Below are 23,743 nucleotides of genomic sequence, written 5' to 3'. Positions count from 1 at the left end.
TGCCCGCGACGAGGTCGGCACATCACACACGGACGTCGCCCGAGACACCGCCATCGATGGCAAGTCAGTTCCCAGAGGTGTTACCGCAACAACCCGCCAGCCCACTGCAGGAATATCTGATCAACCCAGAACACCTGATGCAGCAACACAATCCCCCAGAACAGCACCTGAAACGACACCTTGCGCGTCTTGTGCCGAAACACCTGCTGCGCCAGCAACGCCCCCGGCCAGCCGCCGGCTAACACCACCGCGTGCAAGACATTCTCCGGCGTACGCCAACTGTCGCTGCGAGCCTTGCGCTTATCACTCCAATAGAGGAAGAACGCCAGCACACTGACAACGCCATAGGCCGCCAGGGGCACCAACGATACCCCTCGCAACCAGAACGACACCGAACCATACAGCGGCAGTGCGCACAGAACCGTAAACACCAGCCATTTCAGCCGAAGATTACGGATGCCGCTGCTCGCCTGCTTGCGTACGCCGGCCTCACTCATGCCTTGGCCGCAGTCCAGTCAACCCAGCCGAATGCCCAGGTCGCCAGAATCAGCAGACCAAACGCGATGCGGTACCAGGCGAACATTGCATAGCTGTGATTGGCGATGAACTTGAGCAGCCCACGAACGGCGATCATCGCGAAAATGAAGGCGACGACAAAGCCAACGGCAAACACCGGGAAGTCGGATGGCACGAACAGGTCGCGGTACTTGTAGCCCGAGTAGACCGCAGCGCCCACCATCGTCGGCATGGCCAGGAAGAACGAGAACTCGGTGGCGGTCTTGCGCGACAGGCCGAACAACAGGCCGCCGATGATGGTCGCGCCGGAGCGCGAAGTACCCGGAATCATCGCCAGGCACTGGGCGAAGCCCACCTTGAGCGCATCCTTCCAGTTAATGTCGTCGACGGTTTCAGCGTGCACTTCATGCTGACGTTTTTCCGCCCACAACATGATGACGCCGCCCACCACCAGCGCCGCGGCCACGGTGATCGGATTGAACAGGTAATGGTGGATCAGGTCGGCGAAAATCACCCCCAGCACCACTGCCGGCAGGAAGGCGATCAGCAGGTTGGCGGTAAAGCGCCGTGCGCTCGGCTGCGTCGGCAAGCCGACGACCACGTCGAAAATCTTGCGGCGAAACTCCCAGACCACCGCCAGGATCGCGCCGAGTTGAATGATGATGTTGAACGCCATGGCGCGCTCACCACCGAAATCAAGCAAGTCGGCCACGATAATCTGGTGCCCGGTACTGGAAATGGGCAAGAACTCCGTAAGTCCCTCTACAACCCCAAGAATCAACGCCTGAAAGGCAGTCCAAAGATCCATCAATCCCCCAAAGGCCATGCAATGGCGCATGTCCCGTCAATATTTTTCAAATCGTTTTAGGCGTAGTCGCTGACTCGCGCGCACAAGATACCCGCAGTTCCGGGAAAACTCCGTGAAATCTCAGTTTGAACTCAGGTTTTTCCACCCCGGGCCGAAATGCTATCAGACAAGCCTGAAAAACGTTGCAACGTTCTCGGGCCAGGCAGGAAGCCGACGAGTACAAATTACAAAAACAAGAAACCGGAGCACCGCGTTATGAATAGCTTGCGCAATATGTCGATCAGTCGCCGCCTGTGGCTCATCCTGGTCGTGGCCGTCACGATGCTCCTGGCCCTCGGTGTCATCATGCTCAAGCAGATTCACGAGGATCTGTATCAGGCCAAGGCGCAGAAGACCCAGCATGTGGTGCAGACCGCCAGTGGCGTTCTCGCCTACTACCACGATCTGGAAACTGCCGGGACCCTCACCCGCGAGGCCGCGCAGAAACAGGCGTTGAACGCCGTGCGCGGTTTGCGATACGACCAGAACGACTACTTCTGGATCAATGACCTGACGCCGGTGATGATCATGCACCCGGTCAACTCGAAGCTCGATGGCCAGAACCTGTCGACCATTCGCGACCCGGACGGTTTTGCGGTGTTCAACGAAATGGTTGCCGTCGCCAAGGCCAAGGGTGCCGGCCTGATCAACTACCGCTGGCCGAAACCGGGTGCCAGCGATCCGGTGGGCAAGACCTCCTACGTCAAACTGTTCGAGCCCTGGGGCTGGGTGATCGGCTCGGGCGTGTACATCGATGACATGCAGGCCGAGTTCTATGGCCAGGTGTGGAAGGCGTCGTCCATCGGCCTGGCGATCGCCGTGATCATGGTGCTGCTGGTGTTCATGATTGCCCGCAGCATCGCCCAGCCACTGCGCGAGACCGTCAACGCCATGGCCAACATCGCCAGTGGCGAAAGCGATCTGACCCGCAATCTCGACACCCACGGCAAGGATGAAATCACTCAGTTGGCCCATCACTTCAACGCCTTCACCGCCAAGCTGCGCGGGGTCATCGGTCAATTGCAGACGTCCGCCACGGCGCTGGGCCAGTCTTCCAGTGAACTGGGCAACGATGCCACCCAGGCCCAGCAGCGCAGCCAGCAGCAGTCGCAGCAGATGGAACTGGTGGCTACGGCGATGAATGAAGTGACTTATGGCGTACATGATGTGGCGAAGAACGCCGAACAGGCCGCCAGCGAAATGCGCGATGCCGAAACCCAGGCGCAACAGGGCCAGGTCAATATCGATGGCAGCCTGCAACAGATCGATACGCTGTCTTCGACCATCGATCAGGCCGTGGAAGTGATTCGGACCCTGGCGGCAGAGAGTACCCAGATCGGCAGTGTGCTGGAGGTGATTCGCTCCATCGCCGAGCAGACCAATCTGCTGGCGCTCAATGCGGCCATCGAGGCGGCCCGAGCCGGTGAGCAAGGCCGAGGTTTTGCTGTGGTGGCCGATGAAGTGCGCCTGCTGGCTCAGCGCACCCAGAAGTCCACGGCGGAAATCCAGTCGATGATCGAACGCCTGCAAAATCATTCGGAAGCGGCGGTCAAAGTGATCGGCGAAAGCAGCCGGGCTTCGCAACTCACCATCGAACAGGCCGGCCTGGCCGGCGAGAGCCTCAATGCCATCAGCCAGGCCCTGCGCAACCTCACCGGCCTTAATGCCTCGATCGCCAGCGCGACGCTGCAGCAGGCGCATGTGGTCGAAGACATCAACCAGAACGTCACTCAGGCGGCCGGGTTGTCCCATAACACGGCATTGGCGGCCCAACAGTCGAGCGCGGCAAGTGTGCGCCTGAAGGATTTGAGCGAGCAGTTGAACGGGTTGCTGCGCCAGTTCCGTACTTGAGGTTGTGGCGCTACAATCCGCGCCCTCTTCTCTCCCCCAAGGAACCTGCATGACCGGGCTCGAACTGTTTGCCGCCACCCTGGGCGTGATTGCCGTCTGGTTGACCGTCAAACAGAACCCCTGGTGCTGGCCGATCGGCCTGGTCATGGTGCTGATCTATAGCTGGATCTTCTTCGAAGTGAAGCTGTACTCGGACATGCTGCTGCAAGTGATTTACGCCGCCCTGCAAATCTACGGCTGGTGGCAATGGACCCGCGCGGGCGACATGCGCCACGGGCGCGAGGTCAGCCATCTGCAAGGTTCTTCCGTGCTCTACGGCCTGCTGATCGGCGCGGTCGCCAGCCTGTTGCTGGGCGCAGCCATGGCCCACTGGACCGACGCGGCCCAACCCTGGCTGGACGCGGCACTCACCGGTTTCAGCCTGGTGGCGCAGGTCTGGATGGCGCAGAAACGCGTGCAGTGCTGGCCGTTGTGGATCGCCGTGGATGTGATCTACGTCGGACTGTTCATCTATAAGGATCTGCACCTGACGGCCGCGCTCTACGGCCTGTTCCTGCTGCTAGCGGTGCAAGGCTGGCGCACTTGGCGCGCGGCTCCGGCGCTGCGCACATGAAAGTACTGGTACTTACGGGCCCCGAGTCCAGCGGCAAGAGCTGGCTGTCGGCCGAGTTGCAGAAGCACTTTGGCGGGATCGTCGTAGGCGAATACGTGCGCTGGTTCATCGAGCATCACCAGCGTGATACCTGCCTGGCCGATATCCCGGAGATCGCCAGCGGCCAGTTGCGCTGGGAGGACGAGGCCCGCACCCAGCAACCGGATCTGCTGATCCTCGATACACACCTGCTGAGCAACATGCTCTGGAGTCAGGCGCTGTTCGGTGATTGCCCGGCCTGGATCGAACAGGCCCTGCTGGCGCGTCACTACGATCTGCACCTGCTGCTGTCACCGGAAAACGTCGACTGGACGGACGACGGCATGCGTTGCCAACCCCAATTGCATGAACGTCAGACCTTCTTCGACGACACCCTCGCCTGGCTCCAATCCCACCGACAACCGCTGCAGATTCTGCGAGGCGACTGGGCCGAGCGCCAATTCCAAGCCTTCATGGCGGTATCAAGACTGCTCGCTGCCTGCCCCTGATATTGGGGCAAATTCCCCGCCGTTTTCCCCTATTGCGGGGTAAAAGTGTCCGTTGGTGAAACACCCATCTGCCCGCAAAGGGCCAGATTGAACGCTCCTGCCCCTGTTTCAGTCCGCGCTGTTAAGCCTTTGAAACACCACCTCGCAAACCCCCGTTCCAGAGCATTGCAAGCGATTTAGACGGCTTCGGGCCCTTGGCCTTGTCTCAGCGTTGAAACAGATCGCATACCCCACTCCCGGACAAAATCTGCAAGTCGTTGAATTACTGCTGATTTCAAAAACCGGCACAGCTTTCGCTCTCTCCTTCACAACGCTGACCAGGGGCCAGCCCACAACAAGAAGGAATCGCTGCCGTGGGGACATTCAATAAAGGCTTGACCTGCCTCCTCCTGATAGGAAGTGCCGCTACCTCGGTACTCAGTCTGAATGTACAAGCCGAAGGCAACGGCGTCATCGTGCTGACACGTGACGTGCAACCGGTACCTATCGGCCGTGCCGGTGGCAAAGACCCCTACCCCACCACAGTCAACACCAATCCTTCAGCTCGCATCAACGGCGAATTGAGCGATGCCGACATTGCCGGGGTCACCAGCGGTGCTGCGCTTCGCGGCAGTAACGGCCAGGCTCTGAATGGCCTGCAAAGCCTCAACACCGTCACCAATCCAAATGGCATGCCTGGCATGAACGCCGGCCACGGTGGCGGTAGCGGCGGCGCGATTTCCGGAACCATCAACCGTGCCATGAGCACCGGCCTTGCTCCACTTACCAGAATGGCCGGAGGTCAATGACATGAAGCGTACCGTCCTCTTCCTCGCCATGTTCGCCTGCACCACCGCCATGGCCGATTCAAAAGTCAACGCAGTCGATACCGCCAACATCCAAAACTCCGGCTCCCAGTACAAAGGCAACTTCAACGTCAACCAGGCAGCTGGCGATCAGCAGCAACAGACCAACGTTCGCGCCATTGCCATCGGCACCGAAGCCGGCGCTACCACCAGCATCAATCAGAAAATCACCACACCTGCCGACCGGTCAATCAACGCGACGGCCAACATCGGCGGCACCTCTTTCAGTAATGGCAACGGTGTACTGGGCGTCAACCAGGGCGCCGGGGCCAACAACCAGATGGCCAACGCCATGCGCATCAGCATCAGTGCCGGTCCGCAAGCCGTTGACGATAGCGCCCTTTCTCAACAGAACGTGGCGTTGCTACCAAGCTCAGGAGCAACTGGCACCCAAACCGGCAGTCGCCAGGTCGTCACAAGCGACCAGGCCTTCACCGGCAGCCGCGGGGTAATCCAGGTGAACCAGAGTGCAGGGGTGGGGAACCGAATGGCTAACACCCTGAGCATCCGGGTCGCTGACTGACCCAAACCGCAGTGCGATTAGAAAGTACCAACACTTAACCAACTAATAAGCACGGAGAAACACCATGAAACCTTCAATGGCCTTAAAACCACTGGTTTTCGCTCTCGCAGCAGTGATGGCAATCGCAGCACAAGCAGGCGGTCGCGATGATGATCGCGGTCATGGCAACGGTAACGGCAATGGGCATGGCAACCAGCAGCCCAAGCACCCTACCTTCGAAGAAATTCTGTCCATCACCGCAGGCGCTGGGGCCGCCGTGCTTGATTCACAGGACAGCAACGGCAACGGCGTACTGAACCAGGGCACCCGCAATGACGCCCGGATGGACAACGCAGGCAATGGCGGCAACGGCAACGCCGGCATGAACAACGCCGCTGGCGACGGCAACCAACAAGACAACGCCGCTGCTCTGGCCACTGCTGACGAAAGCTTCATCTTCGGTTCCGCAATCGCCGTGTCCAGCGCCACTCAGAACAACACCGCCAACACCGTTTACAACTACTCGAGCACTGCCTCTGCCAACATGAGCAATGTGGGTAACGGCGGCTCCGGCAACATCGGTGTGAACAACGCTGCCGGCAACTTCAACCAACAGAAAAACAACCTGGCGATCGCCGTATCGGGCGGCCGTGTAGCAGGCGCTGCGGCTGCGGCCAACCAGACCTCCAGCGGTCTGGAAGTCAGCAACTATGGCACCCAAACCTGGAAAACCGAAACCCTCAAGAGCACCTTCAAGGCTGATGGCAAATTCCAGGCCAAAGGCACTGGTACCGTCGAAGAGGATCGCGGCCACGGCGGCGGTGGTTATGGCAACAACGACCGGGGCGGCCACGGCGGTAACGGCGGCAACAATGGCGATGACAAGTTCAAGTTCCAGGCCATGGGCACCTTCGATCTGGCTGGTCAGTACACCCAACAGGTCATGGTTGCAGACGGCTGGAAAAACCCAGTTACCAACACTGCTAACATGACTAACGTTGGTAACAACTTCAACGGCAACGCGGGCTTCAACAACGCTGCCGGTGTAGGCAACCAACAAAGCAACTCGCTGTCGATCGCTGCCGGCTGCCGCGCCTGCCAGTAATCGCGATACAAAGGAAAGCCCCGGCAACGGGGCTTTTTTCCACAGTCCCAAGGCGTATCGACAATGCACAAGACTGCTCTCGTTGCCCTGCTCTGTCTGTCCGGCCTGACCGAGGCTGCACAGATGCCGGTTGCCGCCCTTCCAGGTGGCGTACTAGTGTACAAGCAGGTGCAGAGTCTGCGTGAGCGCAAGTTCATGGACATCGTCGAACAAAAAACCGATTTCAGCTGCGGCGCCGCCGCACTGGCAACGGTACTGCGCCAGGCCTATTGGCTCGACGTCGATGAGGAGCACGTCATCAAAGGCATGCTGGTCAATGCTGACCAGGACCTTGTTCGTACTCAAGGTTTCTCCATGCTGGACATGAAGCGCTACGTTGAAAGCATCGGCATGCGTGCCCGGGGCTACAAGATTCCGCCGGAAAGACTCGATTCAGTGACGATCCCGGTGGTGGTACTGGTGGATATTCGCGGTTACAAGCACTTCGTGGTGCTGCAGCGGGCCGACAAGGACTGGGTCTACATCGGCGACCCGGTACTCGGCCATAAACGCTACTCCCACGAGGACTTTGTCAAAGGTTGGAACGGCATCGTCTTTGCCATCGTAGGTCCTGGTTACGACAAGGCAAATGCCTTGCGCAGCCCACCGGAACCCCTGACGGCCAAGAACAAGCTGGACAGTTTCAACCCGGTCAAAGATGCGGAACTGATGGATTTCGGCTTCATACAGAGCGACTTCTTTTAATCGCCTAAAAGATGATAGAGCAGGATGCTCCGGGAGCAGCAGATGAAAACCTCTTATTGGCTGGCCGCTGCCTGTCTGGTAGCGAGCACCTCAGGTTTTGCAAACGGATTCAAACCCATCGAAATCAAGGACCAGGAGCTGGCCGAGCTGCGTGGTCGTTATGTGATGCCGGGGCGGATTATCAGCTTCGGTGTAGTGATGAGCAGTAGCTGGCGCAACGCCAGTGGCGACATGATCGGCGCATCGACTTCGATGCAGATTCAGGCCGCAACGGTAAAACCCCAGTTCTATGTTTCTACCTACTCGCACAGCGGTGGCGGTAACAGTGGCAATTCGCAGGAGCATGGCACCGGCAGCGTGACCGGCGGCGCCAACCTCACCGTGACCCAGGGCATTACTCAAGTCACACGTGCCGCGGGCGATGGCAACAGTTCCAACAACAACATCAGCATCGACGTCAAAGAGGCCAGTACGGCCCCGGCGTTGGTACCCAGCCAGGGTCAGGCGCTGATGGCAGGCCAGACCATTACCGGCGGCAATGCTGCAGGCAACGTTGCAGTGTCCGCAACGGGCGGTGGTATACAGATGGCCATTACGGCCAACAACAATCAGGGTTCTGCCATGCAACAAGTCGCCCAGGGCGGCCTGCTGCAAAATACCCGGCTACTGGGTAACAGCAACATGGTCAGCAACCTTACTCAGCTCAACGTGGTTCTCAATAATAATGGCCCGAGTGCTGGCGCATTGGACTGCAATCTGACTCAACTCAACGCACTTCGCACCCTTGGATATTGAACTACGCTGAGTCTCGACCATTGGGCATTTAGGGACGGCTTGATTCATGTATCGATCAGTACCACTGCGCGCAGTTGTTTGTCTGGGCGCTCTTCTCCCGGCGGTGATGGTGCAGGCAGCACCGGATGCGGAGGTGGAGCTTCTGAAGCAGGAACTTCTGGAGTTGAAGCAACGATACGAAGTACAGCAAAAAGCCCTGGCGGTCCTCGAACAACGGGTCCGCCAGGTCGAAGATCAACCAGCATCTCCCGCTCCAAAACGCCTGGCCAAGTCGCCGGCTGACATGAAAGGCAATTCGCAAATCGCTACGGGGACAGGTGCCGCAGCCGCATCAGGTGGTGCAGGTGGGGGTGGTACTGGCAGTTCCTACGGTCAATCGCTGGCGGACGATTCGCAGCCGGCGCAAAGCGTTTCCAACCTGTATGACGAGGCCAGCGGCTTCTTCGGCGGCGGCAAGTTCAGCTTCGAAACCGGCCTCACCTATTCGCGTTACGATACGCGCCAGCTGATCCTCAACGGCTTTCTCGCCCTGGACTCGATTTTCCTTGGCAACATCAACCTGGACCGGATCAAGGCCGATACCTGGACCCTTGACCTGACCGGCCGCTACAACTTCGACAATCGCTGGCAATTCGACTTGAACGTGCCGGTGATCTACCGCGAATCCACCTACCAGTCCGGTGGCGGCAACGGTGGCGCCTCGAACGTCACGACCGAAGACACGGTCACCCGCGATCCGACCATTGGCGACGTCAACTTCGGTATCGCCTACAAGTTCATGGACGAGTCGGTGAACACGCCCGATGCCGTCGTGACCTTGCGGGTCAAGGCGCCAACCGGCAAGGACCCGTTCGGCATCAAGCTGCGTCAGACGGACGCCAACTCCAACCTGTTCGTGCCTGACACCCTGCCGACCGGCAACGGCGTGTGGTCGATCACGCCGGGGATCTCGCTGGTCAAGACCTTTGACCCGGCGGTACTGTTCGGTAGCTTGTCCTATACCCACAACTTCGAAGAATCCTTCGACGACATCAGTTCCACAGTCAACGTGGATACGCCGGGCAAGGTTCGCATCGGCGACAGCTTCCAGATCGGTGCCGGTATCGCATTCGCTCTGAACGAAAAGATGAGTATGTCGTTCTCGGTGTCTGACGTGGTGCAGCGCAAGAGCAAGATCAAGCAGGATGGCGGGGATTGGGAATCGGTGACGTCCAGCGACGCCAACGCCGGTTACTTCAACATCGGCATGACCATTGCGGCCACCGACAACCTGACCATCGTTCCCAACCTGTCGATCGGCATGACCGACGATGCGCCGGACTTCCAGTTCAGCCTGAAATTCCCGTACTACTTCTGATCGGCAAGCAAAAGCCCCGCTGCGATGTTCAATCGCAGCGGGGCTCTTTTTTGCGCGATACCTGTAGGAGCGAGCTTGCTCGCGATGAACCAGAGAATACTGCGGGGTGCCAGATGCCCAGCGTCATCGTTGACGACCATCGCGAGTGAACTCGCTCCTACAGGGGAATCACGATACCTGTAGGAGCGAGGCTTGCCCGCGAAGAGGCCGGCACAGTCAACATTGATGTTGGCTGACCTGACGCATTCGCGGGCAAGCCTCGCTCCTACAGATTGGTGGGTCAACGGATCTGATGCTTGTGCAGCAACCGGTAAAACGTCGGCCGCGACACGCCCAGGACCTTGGCGGCGACGCTGAGGTTGTCGCTGTGGCGATTCAATACATCGCACAACGCCTGGCGTTCGGCCCGGGTCTTGTAGTCTTCGAGGGTGCCCATCGGCGTGGCGACGGCCTGCTGGCTGATCAGCCCCAGGTCCCGCGCCTCGATCTGCCGCCCTTCGGCGAGCACCAGGCCACGGCGCACGCGGTTGGCCAGCTCACGAACGTTGCCCGGCCAATCGTGCTTGCCCATGGCAATCAACGCATCCTCGCTGAAACTGCGCGGACGGCGGCCGGTTTCATGGCTGTAGAAGTGGGAAAAATGGTTGGCCAGCATCGACAGGTCACCATGACGCTCCCGCAGCGGCGCAGTCACCACCTGCAGCACGTTGAGGCGGTAATACAGGTCTTCCCGGAAGCGTTTCTTCTCGATCGCCGCCTCAAGGTCGACGTGAGTCGCCGCCAACACCCGCACGTCCACCGGAATCGGCTGACTGCCACCGACCCGCTCGATGTGTTTTTCCTGCAGGAAGCGCAACAGATTGGCCTGCAACTCCAGCGGCAAGTCACCGATTTCATCGAGGAACAGGGTGCCGCCATTGGCCGCCTCGATACGCCCGACCTTGCGTTGATGGGCGCCGGTGAAAGCACCCTTTTCATGGCCGAACAATTCGGACTGGATCAAGTGCTCCGGGATCGCCCCGCAATTGATCGCGACAAAGGGTTTGCTGTGCCGTTGGGACTGTCGGTGCAGCGTCCGTGCGACCAGTTCCTTGCCGGTGCCGCTTTCACCGCGAATCAGCACCGGCGACTCAGTGGGCGCCAGTTTGCTCAGCAGTTTACGCAGTTCCCGAATCGGCTTGCTGTCGCCCAGCAGCTCATGCTCGGGCTGATCAATATGGACAGTGCCTTGCCCACGCAGGCGGGCCATGCCGAATGCCCGCCCCAGAGTTACCTGAACCCGGGAAACATCGAACGGCAGGGTATGAAAATCGAAGAACCATTCACAGACGAAGTCGCCCACGTTCTGCAAACGCAGCACTTCCTGATTGAGTACCGCGATCCACTCGGTATTGCTGCGGCTGATCAATTCCTTGACCGCATCCGGTCGCTCCAGATGAAAAGGCTGCAAGCGCAGCAGGCCCACGTCACAGGTTCGATCGGCGGCGTTTTCCAATGAACAACTGTCGACATCCCAACCCACGGAGCGTAATCCAGGTAACAGACGATGGCAGTCGTCGCAGGGGTCAACCACTAATAGACGTCTTAAGGCAGGCGCTTCATTCATGACTGTTCCTTGGCGCCAAATTCTAGGAAATATTATTAAAAACAGTCATTTGGCGGACCCGACTGTAACGTTAGCAAGAATTTGACGGCACCTTGTAACGTTTGACTATAGAGTTGCTGCGTAAATAGTTATAAGAAGGCGCTTTGTTAGTTACCTACCGACTTTGGATCCTTTCATTCAGCTTTCAAAACGAGCGTTGGTGTTATGCCGGTGAAAGAAAGTTGAAATTTCTTTTCGTTATGTGTGACCCGAACCACTGTTGCGCGCATCAGTACAAGTAACCAGCCGAACGGTAAGCCCAACTGTCGGCACATCACTTGATTGGGCCTATTGAGAGACCATCCTATGAATGCCCCGCTGCGTATCAACGAAGCTCTTTTGATTGCCGACCGCGCATTTAAGCCCTTCCAATGCGTGGCCTGGGCGCCACAGGACGGCAACGGCGAACTCAGCCTGACCGTCATCGACCGCACCAACAACAGTATAGGCCGCAAGCAGATCCCCAGCAGCGCCTACACCGACCCTCAGCAACTCGAACGCCTGCTTGAACAGGCCCGTGCAGAACTGAGCCAGGAAGGCTACAAGTTGCAGTCCTGGTCGATGCCGCACTGATCGTTTTGCGGATTACCCCGGGGTAATCCGCACCCACCCTCCTCCCGTCGTTAGTTGCCCTGCGTTTGGTAAACAGGCGTACTTGCGAAACTTTTCTAATTGAACTTTCGCCTGCTTGAATCCTTTGCAGGCTTGGCTTTGGTTCGAAAAGACACTGTTGTGGCACACAGCGACTCTCCGTCTGTTAGTTCTGTCAGTTGTGCATTAAAGCTTTCAGAGCTTGAATAACCTCCTTATAAGTCGCCACTTCCAAATCCATGGATAGAGCCGTGGATAAAGACGACTCGCAAGGAGAAGCGTGCATGGCAGTCCCGTCTGTTCTGACCCTCCAGCCGACACTCGAAAGCGCCGGCCATCTCGATATCTCCTTCGCCAACCACGGCAAAACCCAGGTGTACTTCGCCGGCAGCATTTCCAGCATGGCCAACGGTATTGCCATCGATGGGCAGGGCCGATTGCTGGTGGCGGCCAAGGTCGGCGTGCCGGATGGCAGCCGATTCGGCCTGGCCCGTCTGCTGGAGGATGGCTCGGCCGACCTGAGCTTCGGCACGCAGGGCAGCGTCATCGGGCAGTTCGAACCTGGCTTCGAGGCTATGGCCGGCAAAGTCCATGCATTGCCGGACGGCCGCATTCTGTTGATCGGTCTGCACTATGAAAATGCCCACCGCACCCTCCCCGCCGTGGCCTTGTTCGACTCCCAAGGGCGACCGGTGCAAGGCTTTGGCGACAACGGACGCTGCGTCGTGCGCCTGCCGGGCAAGCTGTCCCACGGGGTTCGAGACCTCTGGCTGCCTCCCGGCGTACCGGGCGCCGAAGCCTGTGATGCCGGGGTTCAGCAGGATGGCCGCATCGTGCTGATCGCCAACCACCATTTCGAACTGGCCGATCATGCCGGCATGCTCATTCGCCTCGACGTCGACGGCACCCTGGACTCAAGCTTCAACGGCCGCGGATTCGTGGTGGTCCGGCATCTGCTGATGAACACCTGGCTCAACAGCCTGCGGGTGCAGCACGATGGACGAATTCTGGTGGGAGGCTCGGTCAACTTCCCGGAGGAAGGCCTGCTGGCGCGCTACAACGCCGATGGCAGCCTGGACGAGCGATTTGCCGTAGATGGTTTCATGACGTTCAAGGCCTGTGGCCACGGTGCCCAGGTCAGCCAGATCATCCAGCACGATAACGGGGAGGTGCAGTGCTTCGGCAGCAGCCGCGATCCCATGCGCTGTCTCTCACTGAAAATTCACGTCAATGGCCGCCCCGACATGCACTGCAATGACGGTCTGCCGCACCTGCTGGAAGTCGGTCGCATCGGCTGTCAGTGGACCGCCGCCCAGGCACAACCCGACGGCACAGTAGTCACGGCCGGCGCGACCATTGGCGGCGTCGATGCGGACTTCATGCTGGGCCGCTACTTGCCCGACGGACAACTGGACCGCAACTTCGGCGACTGCACGGGATGGATTCGCACTCGCCTGGGTCGCAGTCTCGATACCGCCACTTCACTGGCTGTTCAGGCCGACGGCAATATCGTCGTCGGCGGTTATTCCCTGGACGGTAACTACCACGCAATCGTCGTCCGTTATCTGGGCTGACTGTAATTTTTCCTACGCTTGAACTTCTCGCTCGCTTACGGCAACTTGCGCGCTTCTTAAAACAAGGAGTAGCCGATGTCCGGCTCCATGGCCCAAGCGTTCGCCCACAACTTTCTCGGCAACTCTCCCCGCTGGTACAAACTGTGTATTGTCGGTTTTCTGCTTCTCAATGCACTGGTGCTGTGGACTGCGGGCCCGGTGGCGGCGGGCTGGTTATTGGTGCTGGAGTTCATCTTCACCCTGGCCATGGCACTCAAATGCTACCCGCTGATGCCCGGCGGCCTGTTGCTGGTCGAAGCCCTGCTGCTGAAAATGACCACGCCGCAGGCGCTGTATGACGAGCTGGTGCACAACTTCCCGGTGATCCTGCTGCTGATGTTCATGGTGGCCGGCATCTACTTCATGAAGGATCTGCTGCTGTTCCTGTTCTCGCGCCTGCTGTTGGGCGTGCGTTCCAAGGCCTTGCTGGCGTTGATGTTCTGTTTCCTGTCGGCCTTTCTGTCGGCGTTTCTCGATGCCTTGACCGTGACCGCGGTGATCATCAGCGCCGCCGTGGGCTTTTATTCGGTTTATCACCGCGTGGCCTCGGGCAACGATCCGCGTCAGGACAGCGAATACAGCGATGATCAGCACCTGCCCCATCTTCATCATGACGATCTCAACCAGTTCCGCGCCTTCCTGCGCAGTCTGCTGATGCACGGCGCGGTGGGCACGGCACTGGGCGGCGTCTGCACCCTGGTGGGTGAGCCACAGAACCTGTTGATCGGCCATGAGATGGGTTGGCACTTTTCCGAGTTTTTCCTGAAGATCGCCCCGGTTTCACTGCCGGTACTGGCGGCAGGCCTGGTGACCTGCGTACTGCTGGAGAAGCTGCGCTGGTTCGGTTACGGCACCCTGCTGCCGGACAACGTGCGCGCCGTGCTGGCGGATTACGCGGCGCAGGACAATGCCGAACGCACCACCCGCCAGCGTGCAGCACTGATTGTGCAGGGCCTGGCGGCACTGATCCTGATTGCCGCGCTGGCGTTTCATGTGGCGGAAGTGGGTCTGATCGGGCTGATGGTGATTGTGCTGATCACCGTGTTCAGCGGCATCACCGACGAACATCGCCTGGGCTCCGCGTTCAAGGACGCGATGCCCTTCACCTCGCTGCTGGTGGTGTTTTTCGCGGTGGTGGCGGTGATCCAGGATCAGCAACTGTTCACGCCGCTGATTCAATGGGTCATTTCCCTGCCCCCATCGCAGCAGCCGGGCATGCTCTACATCGCCAACGGCCTGCTGTCGGCCATCAGCGACAACGTGTTCGTGGCGACCATATACATCACTGAAGTCAAACGCGCCTTCCTCGCCGGCGAAATGACCCGCGAACACTTCGAGACCTTGGCCATTGCCATCAACACCGGCACCAACCTGCCCAGCGTAGCCACCCCCAACGGCCAAGCCGCCTTCCTGTTCCTCCTGACCTCGGCAATTGCCCCGCTGATTCGGTTGTCCTACGGGCGGATGGTGTGGATGGCATTGCCGTATACGCTGGTGATGGGGGTGTTGGGGTGGTATGCGGTGAGTTTCTGGCTGTAAACCGGTTTTGTGGTCAAACACAAACTCTGTGAGCGCCTGCGAACCACTGTAGGAGCGAGTTCACTCGCGATGTTCGTTAACGATAACGCTGACTGGCTGATACCCCGCGGTGTCTGAGCATTCATCGCGAGCAGGCTCGCTCCCACAATGGGTCCAGGTACATCCGAGAGATCAGGTCGGCTACTAGGCCGCCTTCGCGAGCAAGCCCGCTCCCACAGAGGTTCTTGGTGCATCCGCAAAATTGGGGGCGAATGTCATACCGCCTTCGCGGGTAAGCCCCGCCCCTACGGAATGCGCGCGGTGCCAACAAACAGGTCGAGTGTCAGCTCGCCTCGAGAGCTCTAGCTTTTGATTTTGATCCACCCGCCCTTCGGCAGGCTGAGTGGAGGCGTTCATCCGGGGGTAAGGCGCGCAGCGCCGTGCGGCGAAGCCGCACACATCGAGAGGAGGTGCAGCGAAGCAAACCGGAGGCGATGCCCCCGGATGAATGCCGGAGCGAAGGGATCCCGAGCCTTGGCGAGGGACCGAACGTTGGGGCGAGACCTTTTGGTTACTTTTGGGGCGTTTGCCAAAAGTGACCCGACCGTCAGGGCGGAACCGAAAGCAGCCGCGCCGGCAGCAATGGATATGTGCACAACCCAAAAGCATCGCGAACAACTCGGCTCCTACAGGTGTGGAATGGATAGATCTGCAAGGTCAAAATCAGAGATCAAACCGATCCACCGCCCGACGCCGCTCATTGTCATCGCGCACATCATAATTGGCTGTCGTCTGAATATTGCTGTGATGCGCCAGCTTCTGCGCAATCGACAGATCATGTTCCTCGATCACCCGGGTAATGAACGAGCGGCGGAAATCATGGGGCATGATCTTGACCCCGACCTGCGTCCCACGCTGGCGGGCGATGTAATAGATCGCGTGTTTGGTGATGCGCTCGCGGGTGATGTGACTGCCGCGGCGAATGCGGTTGAAGAGAAAGGCATCGTCCTCCTCCCCTTCCTTGAGCTGTGAGCGGCGAAACTCCAGCCAGGCATCGAGCTTGGCGAACGCCCAGGCCGGCGCGTACTTGATCAATTGCTTGTTGCCCTTGGCCGTGACCCGCAGGCTGCGCTCGGCGAAATCGACCTGGCTCAGCTCCAGGTTCACCGATTCGGACTTGCGCATCCCCGAGCCATACAGAATCGCGATCACCGCCGCATCCCGCAGGCCCTGAGGCCGGGGGTCGGCCGCACAGACATCCATCAATTCGCGAATCAACGAACGCCGCAGATTTCGCCCCTGGGACAGGCGCGTACCGGCAATCCCCTTCACCGAACGCATCTTCAGAAGATGCTCCTGGCTGATCAGGCTCATGCGCCACGCCTCGTTCATCACCCCGCGCACCGCGTTGACGTACAGCGAAGACGTGTTGGGCGCGTAACCATCGGCACGCAACGTCGCCACCAGCGCAATCACATCCTCAGGCTGCAAGCCGTGCCAGGGAATTTCCTCGATGTTCACGTCTTCGAAACCCAGGCGGTCGGCAGCGTCCTGCAGCACGTAGCGCATGGTCAATTGGCTGGAAGGCGCCAGTCGCGCCAGATACATCGTCAGCGGATTGGGTTTGGGGAGGGTTGCATCAACAGCGGGTAAGTCAGTCAAACGAAACAGCCTTGAATGAAAAAATACAAAAAACGCAAAAAATAAGGTCGTTACGCTGCCGGTCATGGTCTGGAAAGTCAATTGTCGATCCGACCAAGACCCATTCAACCGATAGATGAACTGAAACATGGGGCTGCTAATTCTGATCCTGAGAGGACCAGGACAGGAATTGCCCATGAAAATCAGTGTATTCGGTAGCGGCTACGTCGGTCTGGTGCAGGCAGCCGTCCTGGCTGAGGTCGGCCATGACGTGGTGTGCATGGACATTGACCGGAAAAAGGTCGAGTTGTTGCAACAGGGTCACGTGAGCATCTTCGAACCAGGGCTGGCCAGTCTTGTGCGTGAAAGCCTGGACGCCAAACGCCTGCAGTTCACCACCGACGAAAAGTTTGCCGTACAACATGGCAAGGTCCTGTTCATCGCCGTCGGCACGCCGTCCCGCGAGGATGGCTCGGCGGACTTGCGTCACGTGATGTCGGTCGGCGAAGCGGTGGCGCGTCACCGTGAGCAACCGGTAATCCTGGTGGAGAAGTCCACGGTGCCGGTGGGCACTGGCGATGCACTGCGCGAGCACATCGACAAATGCCTGATCAAGGTCGGCCGCCTGCTGCAGTTCGATATCGTCTCCAACCCCGAATTTCTCAAGGAAGGCTCGGCCGTGGCCGATTGCCGGCGTCCGGACCGGATCATCATCGGCTGCGAACGCGATGAGGTACGCGACGTGATGCGCGACCTGTACGCGCCGTTCAACCGCAACCATGACCGCGTGATGTTCATGGACCTGCGCAGCGCCGAGCTGACCAAATACGCCGCCAACTGCATGCTGGCGACCAAGATCAGCTTCATCAACCAAATCGCCGAACTGGCCGAACACCTGGGCGCCGACATCGAATCGGTGCGTCTGGGCATCGGCGCCGATTCGCGTATCGGCTACCACTTCATCTATCCCGGTTGCGGCTACGGCGGCTCGTGCTTTCCCAAGGACATGCGCGCCCTGATCCACAGCGCCGAGGAAGCCCACTGCTCCAGCGACCTGCTGCAAGCGGTGGAAGCGATCAACCAGCGGCAGAAACACAAGCTGTTCGAACGCGTCAAAGCCTTCTACAAGGGCGACCTGCGCGGCAAGACCTTCGCCTTGTGGGGCCTGGCGTTCAAGCCCAACACCGACGACATGCGCGATGCACCGAGCCGCGCGCTGCTCGAAGCCCTGTGGGCCGCCGGCGCCAGCGTACGTGCGTTCGACCCCGAAGCGATGCAGGAAACCCAGAACCTGTATCCGGACGAGGCGAAACTGATGCTCATGGGCACCCCGGAATCGGTGTTGCACGGCGCCGATGCGCTGATCATCTGCACCGAATGGCAGCAGTTCAAGGCCCCGGATTTCGACCTGATCCGCCAGCGCCTCAAGGCCCCGGTGATCTTCGACGGACGCAACCTGTATGACGCCGAGCGCCTGTCACGCAACGGCTTCATGTACTTCCCGATGGGTCGCGGTGAGTCGCGCAATTTGCCGATCCCGCATCAGCAGTGGCCGGCGCAGGGCGTCGCCTGACGTCCTCAGGTCGTGGACTTCAGATCCACGCCCAGCGCCTGGGCGAATGCCTTGACCAGCGGACTGCGCACAACGTTGTGACGCAGGATCAGATTGAACGGTGTCGCGATGTGGATCAGTTCCGGACACAGTGCCCGGAACTGTCCCTGCGCCACCCACTGCGCCGCGTAATGTTGCGGCAGAAAGCCGACGAAGCGACCGGTCCTGATCAACAGTGCCACGGCCTCGACCTGAGTCGCCGAGGCAGAGGAACTGTCGTAGTGAGCGAAGTTGAGTTTGTCTCGATGAATCGCATAGCGGTGATTAACACACTCGTAATCCTTGAGCATGTCGCTGCTCATCTGATCGGCCGGAATAGTGAACAACGGGTGGCCGACAGCGCAATAAACCTCCGAGCGTTCCTCGTATAACGGGTAGTAGTCGAACTCCTCCCGCTGCTGATAAACCGGCACGATCCCGGCCACCAGCCGACCCTCTACCACGCCCCGTTCCACTTCATCGAGCTGAGAGGCCTGAAGTTGAAATCTTATTTTCGGATATTGTTCGCTCAGCACTCTAAGCGCAGCAACTAACGGCGATGACGCATCGGAAATCGTATTATCAATAACCCCCACACCAAGATCACCGACAAGTTCGTTTTGTGCTGAACTAAGTCGATCACGAAAGTTGTCAACGGAAGCAAATAAGTCATTGGACGCCTGATAGACAATGCGCCCCTCTTCAGTCAGGTGAAAGCCCTCACGACCGCGGGTGCACAGGCGCATGCCAATGCGGATTTCCAGGTCCGAGATCTGTTTGCTGATGGCTGCCAGACCCACGTTCAATTCGTTCTGCGCCGCGCTGAAACCGCCAGCCTCGACCACCGCCTTGAACACCTTGAGCAGTTTGAAATCCAGCCCACTGAGGGCCAGCGGCGCCCGTTGCGTGGCTTTCAGCGGCGGGTTTCCGGAATTGGAAAGTGGGGTTTCCATAATGCTTATTTACCTCTGGCGCCCAATTCAACAATCTGTGCCCAACAACAAAAACATAGCTGGCCTAAATAATAATGAACACAGAAAACCAGGCTTGGCAACTGCCAAAAAATCCCGCACATCAGTGCCAAACCACTGATCTGCAAGCATTAAAAGCTGACATCTCGATCAGCTCTCGCCCCTTTGCAACTGCGCTGTTCCCCTGCCCTTGAATTTGAATTGATCTGATCTTGAGCGAATGTTTTTCGCCGCGGATTTCAGGTCTGGCACACGCTTTCAGTTCGCGTTATCGACGAGGAAAACAACAATGTCTCAAACCACCGACCGTCTCTGGGGTGCTCGCTTCAAAAGCGGTCCGTCCGAAGCCCTGGCCGCCCTCTCCCGTTGCCCCGAGCGCTACTTCCGCCTGACGCCGTACGACCTTGCCGGCTCCAAGGCCCATGCCCGGGAATTGCAGCGCGCAGGACTTCTGAGCGAGCAGGAAACCCGGACCATGCTCGACGCCCTGGAGCAGATCGGCAGCGATTTCCGCGCTGGCAGCATCGCGCCGACCCTGGACGACGAAGACGTCCACACGTTCATCGAACGCCTGCTGACCGAGCGCCTTGGCGCCCTGGGCGGCAAGCTGCGCGCCGGCCGCTCGCGCAACGACCAGACCGCCAACGACCTGCGCCTGTTCCTGCGTGATCACGTCCGCACCCTGACCGTGGAAGTGCTGGCGCTGCAACAGGCGCTGGTGAATCAGGCCGAACAACACGTCGAGAGCATCTGCCCCGGCTTCACCCACCTGCAGCAGGCGCAGCCAATCGTCTTCGCTCATCACCTGCTGGCCCACGCCCAATCGATGTTGCGTGACGTGCAGCGCCTGGTCGACTGGGACGCACGCACCTCGTTGTCGCCACTGGGTGCCGCAGCCATGGCCGGCTCCGCTATCGCCCGCCTGCCGCAGCAATCGGCCAGGGAAATGGGTTACAGCGGGGTGTGCGAAAACTCCATCGACGCCGTCGCCAGTCGCGATCACGTCGCTGAATTCCTGTTCATCGCCAGCATGTTGGGGGTCAACATTTCCCGTCTGGCCGAAGAGTTCTGTTTGTGGTCGTCGCGCCAGTTCCGCTGGATCGCTCTGGACGATGCCTACGCCACCGGCAGTTCGATCATGCCGCAGAAGAAGAACCCGGATATCGCCGAACTGGCGCGAGGCAAGGCCGGTCGCCTGATCGGCAACCTGACCGGTCTGCTGTCCACGCTCAAATCCCTGCCGCTGTCGTACAACCGCGACTTGAGCGAAGACAAGCATCACGTGCTCGACAGCGTCGACACCCTGCTGCTGGTGCTGCCGGCGATGGCCGGGATGGTGGCGACCATGACGGTCAACGTCGAGGAATTGCGTCGTCAGGCACCGCTTGGTTTCACCCTCGCCACCGAAGTCGCCGACTGGCTGGCGGTGCGTGGCGTGCCGTTCAAGGAAGCCCACGAGATCACCGGCGCGCTGGTCAAGGCCTGCGAGAAACACGATATCGAGCTGTGGGAAGCCTCGCCGGCGCTGCTGGCGGAAATCGACCCGCGCCTGACGCCGGAAGTTCGCGAAAGCCTGACCCTGGAAGCCGCCATCGCCGCCCGCAATGGCTGGGGCGGCACCGCGCCGCAACAGGTGCGCGAGCAGATCGGTCGCCTGAAAACCGCCCTCGCCGCGCAGCAGCGCTGGACCGAGGACTATCAGGGGTTCCGCCTCTGAAGCAGACACAAAACCCCTGTGGGAGCGGGCTTGCTCGCGAAGAGGCACTGTCAGTCGACATCCTCGTTGAATGACATACCGCATTCGCGAGCAAGCCCGCTCCCACAGGGACAGTGTTTCACCTGAACAACCATATATGCCGCCGGTTTGAACGGGCGGTGTACGGAGAAACAACATGAGCCAGACACAGGCACAACGACTCCAGGCCGAGCGCAAACTGGCGGAAAACCAGTTCGACATCACCCAGTATCAACACGTGCCCCGGCGCTACTACGGGCGGATGTTCTTTGCCGCCCTGATCGTCATCGCACTGCTGGGCCTGGTGCGCGCCTTCGCCGAAGGCAAGATCGAATGGTCGTACATCGGACAGTTTCTTACCTCCCAGGCGATCATGTGGGGATTGCTCAACACCATCGTCATGGCCGTGCTGGCGATGGCCCTGGGCATCGTGTTCGGGGTGATCACCGCAATCATGCGCATGTCGGCCAACCCGATCCTGCGCTATGTCGCGCTGACCTACACCTGGCTGTTCCGCGGCACGCCGCTGATCCTGCAACTGCTGCTGTGGTTCAACCTGGCGCTGATCTTCCCCACCATCGGCATTCCGGGCGTGTTCGAGCTCGACACCGTCAGCCTCATGACGCCGTTCGTGGCCGCCCTGCTGGGTCTGAGCATCAACCAGGGCGCCTACACCGCTGAGGTAGTGCGCGCCGGCCTGCTCTCGGTGGACACCGGACAGTACGAAGCGGCCAAGTCGATCGGCATGCCGCGCCTGCAGGCACTGCGTCGGATCATCCTGCCCCAGGCCATGCGGATCATCATTCCGCCGGTGGGTAACGAGTTCATCGGCATGGTGAAAATGACCTCGCTGGCCAGCGTCATCCAGTACTCGGAACTGCTCTACAACGCTCAGAACATCTACTACGCCAACGCCCGCGTGATGGAGCTGCTGATCGTCGCCGGTATCTGGTACCTGGCCACCGTCACCGTGCTGTCCTTCGGTCAAAGCCGTCTGGAGCGACGTTTCGCTCGCGGCGCCGGCAAGCGTTCTTGAGGAATCCGACATGAGAAGCATCGTCAAGGCCGTGAGCCTGAACAAGTATTACGACCAGTTCCACGCCCTCAAGGACGTGAACATCGAAGTCGATCAGGGCGAAGTGCTGTGCATCATCGGCCCGTCGGGCTCCGGCAAGAGCACCCTGCTGCGCTGTGTCAACCAGCTGGAAAAGATCGACAAGGGCGGCCTGTGGGTCGACGGCGAACTGGTGGGCTACCGCGTGGTCGGCAACAAGCTGCACGAACTGACCGAAACCCAGATCGCCCGCCAGCGCCTGTCCACCGGCATGGTGTTCCAGCGCTTCAACCTGTTTCCGCACATGACTGTGCTGCAAAACATCATCGAAGGGCCGTGCCAGGTGCTCAAGCGTTCGCCCAAGGAGGCGACCGAAGAAGCCCTGGAACTGCTCGCCCGCGTCGGCCTGGCCGACAAGCGCAACAGCTACCCGATCGAACTGTCGGGTGGTCAGCAGCAACGTGTCGCCATCGCCCGTGCGCTGGCCATGCGACCCAAGCTGATGCTGTTCGATGAACCCACTTCGGCACTCGACCCGGAACTGGTCGGTGAGGTGTTGTCGGTGATGCGCGATCTGGCGCAGACCGGCATGACCATGATCGTCGTCACCCATGAACTGGGCTTCGCCCGCGAAGTTTCCAATCGCATGGTGTTCATGGACGGCGGGCAGATCGTGGAGGCAGGAAGCCCCGAAGAAATACTAATAAGTCCGCAAAACCCTCGCACTCAAAGCTTCATTTCTGCCGTTCGAACCTGAACGCCGATTGGCGTGAAAACAACACTCATAAGAGAACGACCCATGAAGAACTTCGTTATTCCAGCAGTACTCGCAGGCGTTATGGCTTCCGGCTTCAGCTTCGCCGCCGAACTTCCGGCCAGCATCAAGGCCAAGGGTGAGATCGTGGTCGCGATCATGCCGAACTACCCGCCGATGGACTTCAAGGACCCGGCCACCAACACCCTGACCGGCGTCGACGTTGACCTGGGCAATGCCCTGGCCGAACGCCTGGGCGTGAAAATCAAGTGGCAGGAAACCGGCTTCGAGCAAATGATCAACGCCCTGACCACCGACCGCGTGGACATGGTTCTGTCGGGCATGACCGACACCGCCGAACGCCAGGCCAGCGTGACGTTCGTCGACTACTTCACCAGCGGCCCGCAGTTCTACACCTTGCAGAAAAACAAGGACACCAACGAGATCATCGATCTGTGCGGCAAGAAAGTCGGCACCAGCCGACGTACCACCTTCCCGGCGGAAATCGCCGAGTGGAGCAAGGCCAACTGTGAAGCCGCCGGCAAGCCCGCGATCAACGTGATCGGCACCGAAGGCTCCGCCGACGCCCGTGCGCAACTGCGCCAGAGCCGCATCGACGCGGCGATGCAGGGCAGCGAAACCCTGCCGTATCTCAAGACCCAGGAAAAGGACATGTACAAGACCGTGGGCCTGCCGATCTCCTCGCAGTTCACCGGCCTTGGGGTGAGCAAGAAGAAGCCCGAGCTGAGCGAAGCGGTGAAAGTCGCCCTGCAAAGCATGATCGACGATGGCAGCTACCAGGCGATCCTGAAGAAGTGGGACCTGGAGTTGGGGGCGATCAAGACGGTGACCATCAACGCCGGCAAGTAAATCACCAGGAACAAACCCATCCATTGTGGGAGCGAGCCTGCTCGCGATGGTGTGTCAG

General features: G+C 59.6%; 22 protein-coding genes and 1 pseudogene. 18 read left to right on the top strand and 5 right to left on the bottom strand.

Features of this window, described 5'->3' with window-relative positions; translation table 11 throughout:
• Positions 1 to 80: 80 nt before the first annotated feature.
• Both K9857_RS02395 and K9857_RS02390 read right to left on the bottom strand, forming a co-directional pair.
• Complete coding sequence (locus K9857_RS02395) at positions 81 to 497, bottom strand: DUF1294 domain-containing protein (protein ID WP_224533314.1); 417 nt, start codon at positions 495 to 497, stop codon at positions 81 to 83.
• Positions 494 to 1,324: an undecaprenyl-diphosphate phosphatase gene (locus tag K9857_RS02390; RefSeq protein WP_224533313.1), complete on the bottom strand. Its 831-nt coding sequence runs from the start codon at positions 1,322 to 1,324 to the stop codon at positions 494 to 496. The genes K9857_RS02395 and K9857_RS02390 overlap by 4 nt, the downstream gene beginning before the upstream one ends.
• Positions 1,325 to 1,480: 156 nt before the next feature.
• On the opposite strand from K9857_RS02390, the pseudogene K9857_RS30465 reads away from it, so the two are divergent.
• The 10 genes and pseudogenes from K9857_RS30465 to K9857_RS02345 all read left to right on the top strand — a co-directional run.
• Positions 1,481 to 2,356 (top strand): annotated as a pseudogene (locus tag K9857_RS30465) (cache domain-containing protein); the annotation flags it as partial.
• Positions 2,357 to 2,479: 123 nt separating this feature from the next.
• Positions 2,480 to 3,214 (top strand): methyl-accepting chemotaxis protein, encoded by a 735-nt coding sequence (locus tag K9857_RS30460; RefSeq protein WP_411961536.1) that lies wholly within the window; start codon positions 2,480 to 2,482, stop codon positions 3,212 to 3,214.
• Between the two features lie 49 nt (positions 3,215 to 3,263).
• Entirely contained in the window at positions 3,264 to 3,827 is a 564-nt protein-coding gene (pnuC, locus tag K9857_RS02380) for a nicotinamide riboside transporter PnuC (RefSeq protein ID WP_224533311.1), read from the top strand.
• Positions 3,824 to 4,354 (top strand): AAA family ATPase, encoded by a 531-nt coding sequence (locus K9857_RS02375; protein WP_224533310.1) that lies wholly within the window; start codon positions 3,824 to 3,826, stop codon positions 4,352 to 4,354. Before pnuC ends, K9857_RS02375 begins: the two co-directional genes overlap by 4 nt.
• A gap of 353 nt (positions 4,355 to 4,707) precedes the next feature.
• On the top strand, positions 4,708 to 5,142 hold the full coding sequence (locus K9857_RS02370) for a hypothetical protein (RefSeq protein ID WP_224533309.1): 435 nt from the start codon (positions 4,708 to 4,710) through the stop codon (positions 5,140 to 5,142).
• 1 nt (position 5,143) lies between these two features.
• The gene (locus tag K9857_RS02365) at positions 5,144 to 5,722 is read left to right on the top strand and encodes an adhesin (protein ID WP_224533308.1); all 579 of its coding nucleotides are present in this window, start codon (positions 5,144 to 5,146) and stop codon (positions 5,720 to 5,722) included.
• Between the two features lie 64 nt (positions 5,723 to 5,786).
• On the top strand, positions 5,787 to 6,806 hold the full coding sequence (locus K9857_RS02360) for a heme utilization protein (protein WP_224533307.1): 1,020 nt from the start codon (positions 5,787 to 5,789) through the stop codon (positions 6,804 to 6,806).
• Positions 6,807 to 6,869: 63 nt separating this feature from the next.
• Complete coding sequence (locus K9857_RS02355; protein ID WP_224533306.1) at positions 6,870 to 7,550, top strand: C39 family peptidase; 681 nt, start codon at positions 6,870 to 6,872, stop codon at positions 7,548 to 7,550.
• Positions 7,551 to 7,574: 24 nt separating this feature from the next.
• Complete coding sequence (locus tag K9857_RS02350) at positions 7,575 to 8,345, top strand: hypothetical protein (protein WP_224533305.1); 771 nt, start codon at positions 7,575 to 7,577, stop codon at positions 8,343 to 8,345.
• Between the two features lie 46 nt (positions 8,346 to 8,391).
• Positions 8,392 to 9,702: a transporter gene (locus K9857_RS02345; protein ID WP_224533304.1), complete on the top strand. Its 1,311-nt coding sequence runs from the start codon at positions 8,392 to 8,394 to the stop codon at positions 9,700 to 9,702.
• A gap of 280 nt (positions 9,703 to 9,982) precedes the next feature.
• Here K9857_RS02345 and K9857_RS02340 read toward each other — a convergent pair whose 3' ends face one another.
• Positions 9,983 to 11,308, bottom strand: a complete 1,326-nt coding sequence (locus K9857_RS02340) for a sigma-54 dependent transcriptional regulator (RefSeq protein WP_224533303.1) — start codon at positions 11,306 to 11,308, stop codon at positions 9,983 to 9,985.
• A 345-nt stretch (positions 11,309 to 11,653) separates the two neighbouring features.
• On the opposite strand from K9857_RS02340, the gene K9857_RS02335 reads away from it, so the two are divergent.
• The 3 genes from K9857_RS02335 to nhaB all read left to right on the top strand — a co-directional run bounded on the left by K9857_RS02335 (position 11,654) and on the right by nhaB (position 15,090).
• On the top strand, positions 11,654 to 11,920 hold the full coding sequence (locus tag K9857_RS02335; RefSeq protein ID WP_175379829.1) for a hypothetical protein: 267 nt from the start codon (positions 11,654 to 11,656) through the stop codon (positions 11,918 to 11,920).
• A 302-nt stretch (positions 11,921 to 12,222) separates the two neighbouring features.
• Positions 12,223 to 13,512, top strand: coding sequence for a hypothetical protein (locus K9857_RS02330; RefSeq protein WP_224533302.1), 1,290 nt, complete (start codon positions 12,223 to 12,225; stop codon positions 13,510 to 13,512).
• A gap of 75 nt (positions 13,513 to 13,587) precedes the next feature.
• Entirely contained in the window at positions 13,588 to 15,090 is a 1,503-nt protein-coding gene (nhaB, locus tag K9857_RS02325) for a sodium/proton antiporter NhaB (RefSeq protein WP_224533301.1), read from the top strand.
• Between the two features lie 702 nt (positions 15,091 to 15,792).
• On the opposite strand, the gene xerC is transcribed toward nhaB, so the two are convergent.
• A complete protein-coding gene (gene xerC, locus K9857_RS02320) occupies positions 15,793 to 16,677 on the bottom strand; it encodes a tyrosine recombinase XerC (RefSeq protein ID WP_224533369.1) in 885 nt (294 codons plus the stop codon).
• Between the two features lie 229 nt (positions 16,678 to 16,906).
• On the opposite strand from xerC, the gene K9857_RS02315 reads away from it, so the two are divergent.
• Positions 16,907 to 18,283, top strand: coding sequence for a UDP-glucose dehydrogenase family protein (locus tag K9857_RS02315; protein ID WP_224533300.1), 1,377 nt, complete (start codon positions 16,907 to 16,909; stop codon positions 18,281 to 18,283).
• 5 nt (positions 18,284 to 18,288) lie between these two features.
• On the opposite strand, the gene K9857_RS02310 is transcribed toward K9857_RS02315, so the two are convergent.
• The gene (locus K9857_RS02310; protein WP_224533299.1) at positions 18,289 to 19,254 is read right to left on the bottom strand and encodes a LysR family transcriptional regulator; all 966 of its coding nucleotides are present in this window, start codon (positions 19,252 to 19,254) and stop codon (positions 18,289 to 18,291) included.
• 307 nt (positions 19,255 to 19,561) lie between these two features.
• On the opposite strand from K9857_RS02310, the gene argH reads away from it, so the two are divergent.
• The 4 genes from argH to K9857_RS02285 all read left to right on the top strand — a co-directional run bounded on the left by argH (position 19,562) and on the right by K9857_RS02285 (position 23,685).
• Entirely contained in the window at positions 19,562 to 20,989 is a 1,428-nt protein-coding gene (gene argH / locus K9857_RS02305; RefSeq protein WP_224533298.1) for an argininosuccinate lyase, read from the top strand.
• Between the two features lie 175 nt (positions 20,990 to 21,164).
• The gene (locus tag K9857_RS02295; protein ID WP_224533297.1) at positions 21,165 to 22,043 is read left to right on the top strand and encodes an amino acid ABC transporter permease; all 879 of its coding nucleotides are present in this window, start codon (positions 21,165 to 21,167) and stop codon (positions 22,041 to 22,043) included.
• 10 nt (positions 22,044 to 22,053) lie between these two features.
• Entirely contained in the window at positions 22,054 to 22,818 is a 765-nt protein-coding gene (locus K9857_RS02290; RefSeq protein WP_224533296.1) for an amino acid ABC transporter ATP-binding protein, read from the top strand.
• Between the two features lie 42 nt (positions 22,819 to 22,860).
• Complete coding sequence (locus K9857_RS02285; RefSeq protein WP_224533295.1) at positions 22,861 to 23,685, top strand: ABC transporter substrate-binding protein; 825 nt, start codon at positions 22,861 to 22,863, stop codon at positions 23,683 to 23,685.
• Positions 23,686 to 23,743: the final 58 nt, after the last annotated feature.

The sequence above is a fragment of the Pseudomonas sp. REP124 genome (genome assembly GCF_020164475.1).
In the GTDB taxonomy this organism is placed as follows: domain Bacteria; phylum Pseudomonadota; class Gammaproteobacteria; order Pseudomonadales; family Pseudomonadaceae; genus Aquipseudomonas.
This window is presented reverse-complemented; position numbering and strand designations above follow the sequence as displayed.

Coding starts and splice junctions, on each gene's coding strand:
- K9857_RS02395 (WP_224533314.1), bottom strand. CDS start 497: ATGAGTGAGGCCGGCGTACGCAAGCAGGCGAGCAGCGGCATCCGTAAT.
- K9857_RS02390 (WP_224533313.1), bottom strand. CDS start 1,324: ATGGATCTTTGGACTGCCTTTCAGGCGTTGATTCTTGGGGTTGTAGAG.
- K9857_RS30460 (WP_411961536.1), top strand. CDS start 2,480: ATGGAACTGGTGGCTACGGCGATGAATGAAGTGACTTATGGCGTACAT.
- pnuC (WP_224533311.1), top strand. CDS start 3,264: ATGACCGGGCTCGAACTGTTTGCCGCCACCCTGGGCGTGATTGCCGTC.
- K9857_RS02375 (WP_224533310.1), top strand. CDS start 3,824: ATGAAAGTACTGGTACTTACGGGCCCCGAGTCCAGCGGCAAGAGCTGG.
- K9857_RS02365 (WP_224533308.1), top strand. CDS start 5,144: ATGAAGCGTACCGTCCTCTTCCTCGCCATGTTCGCCTGCACCACCGCC.
- K9857_RS02360 (WP_224533307.1), top strand. CDS start 5,787: ATGAAACCTTCAATGGCCTTAAAACCACTGGTTTTCGCTCTCGCAGCA.
- K9857_RS02355 (WP_224533306.1), top strand. CDS start 6,870: ATGCACAAGACTGCTCTCGTTGCCCTGCTCTGTCTGTCCGGCCTGACC.
- K9857_RS02350 (WP_224533305.1), top strand. CDS start 7,575: ATGCTCCGGGAGCAGCAGATGAAAACCTCTTATTGGCTGGCCGCTGCC.
- K9857_RS02345 (WP_224533304.1), top strand. CDS start 8,392: ATGTATCGATCAGTACCACTGCGCGCAGTTGTTTGTCTGGGCGCTCTT.
- K9857_RS02340 (WP_224533303.1), bottom strand. CDS start 11,308: ATGAATGAAGCGCCTGCCTTAAGACGTCTATTAGTGGTTGACCCCTGC.
- K9857_RS02335 (WP_175379829.1), top strand. CDS start 11,654: ATGAATGCCCCGCTGCGTATCAACGAAGCTCTTTTGATTGCCGACCGC.
- K9857_RS02330 (WP_224533302.1), top strand. CDS start 12,223: ATGGCAGTCCCGTCTGTTCTGACCCTCCAGCCGACACTCGAAAGCGCC.
- nhaB (WP_224533301.1), top strand. CDS start 13,588: ATGTCCGGCTCCATGGCCCAAGCGTTCGCCCACAACTTTCTCGGCAAC.
- xerC (WP_224533369.1), bottom strand. CDS start 16,677: ATGTATCTGGCGCGACTGGCGCCTTCCAGCCAATTGACCATGCGCTAC.
- K9857_RS02315 (WP_224533300.1), top strand. CDS start 16,907: ATGAAAATCAGTGTATTCGGTAGCGGCTACGTCGGTCTGGTGCAGGCA.
- K9857_RS02310 (WP_224533299.1), bottom strand. CDS start 19,254: ATGGAAACCCCACTTTCCAATTCCGGAAACCCGCCGCTGAAAGCCACG.
- argH (WP_224533298.1), top strand. CDS start 19,562: ATGTCTCAAACCACCGACCGTCTCTGGGGTGCTCGCTTCAAAAGCGGT.
- K9857_RS02295 (WP_224533297.1), top strand. CDS start 21,165: ATGAGCCAGACACAGGCACAACGACTCCAGGCCGAGCGCAAACTGGCG.
- K9857_RS02290 (WP_224533296.1), top strand. CDS start 22,054: ATGAGAAGCATCGTCAAGGCCGTGAGCCTGAACAAGTATTACGACCAG.
- K9857_RS02285 (WP_224533295.1), top strand. CDS start 22,861: ATGAAGAACTTCGTTATTCCAGCAGTACTCGCAGGCGTTATGGCTTCC.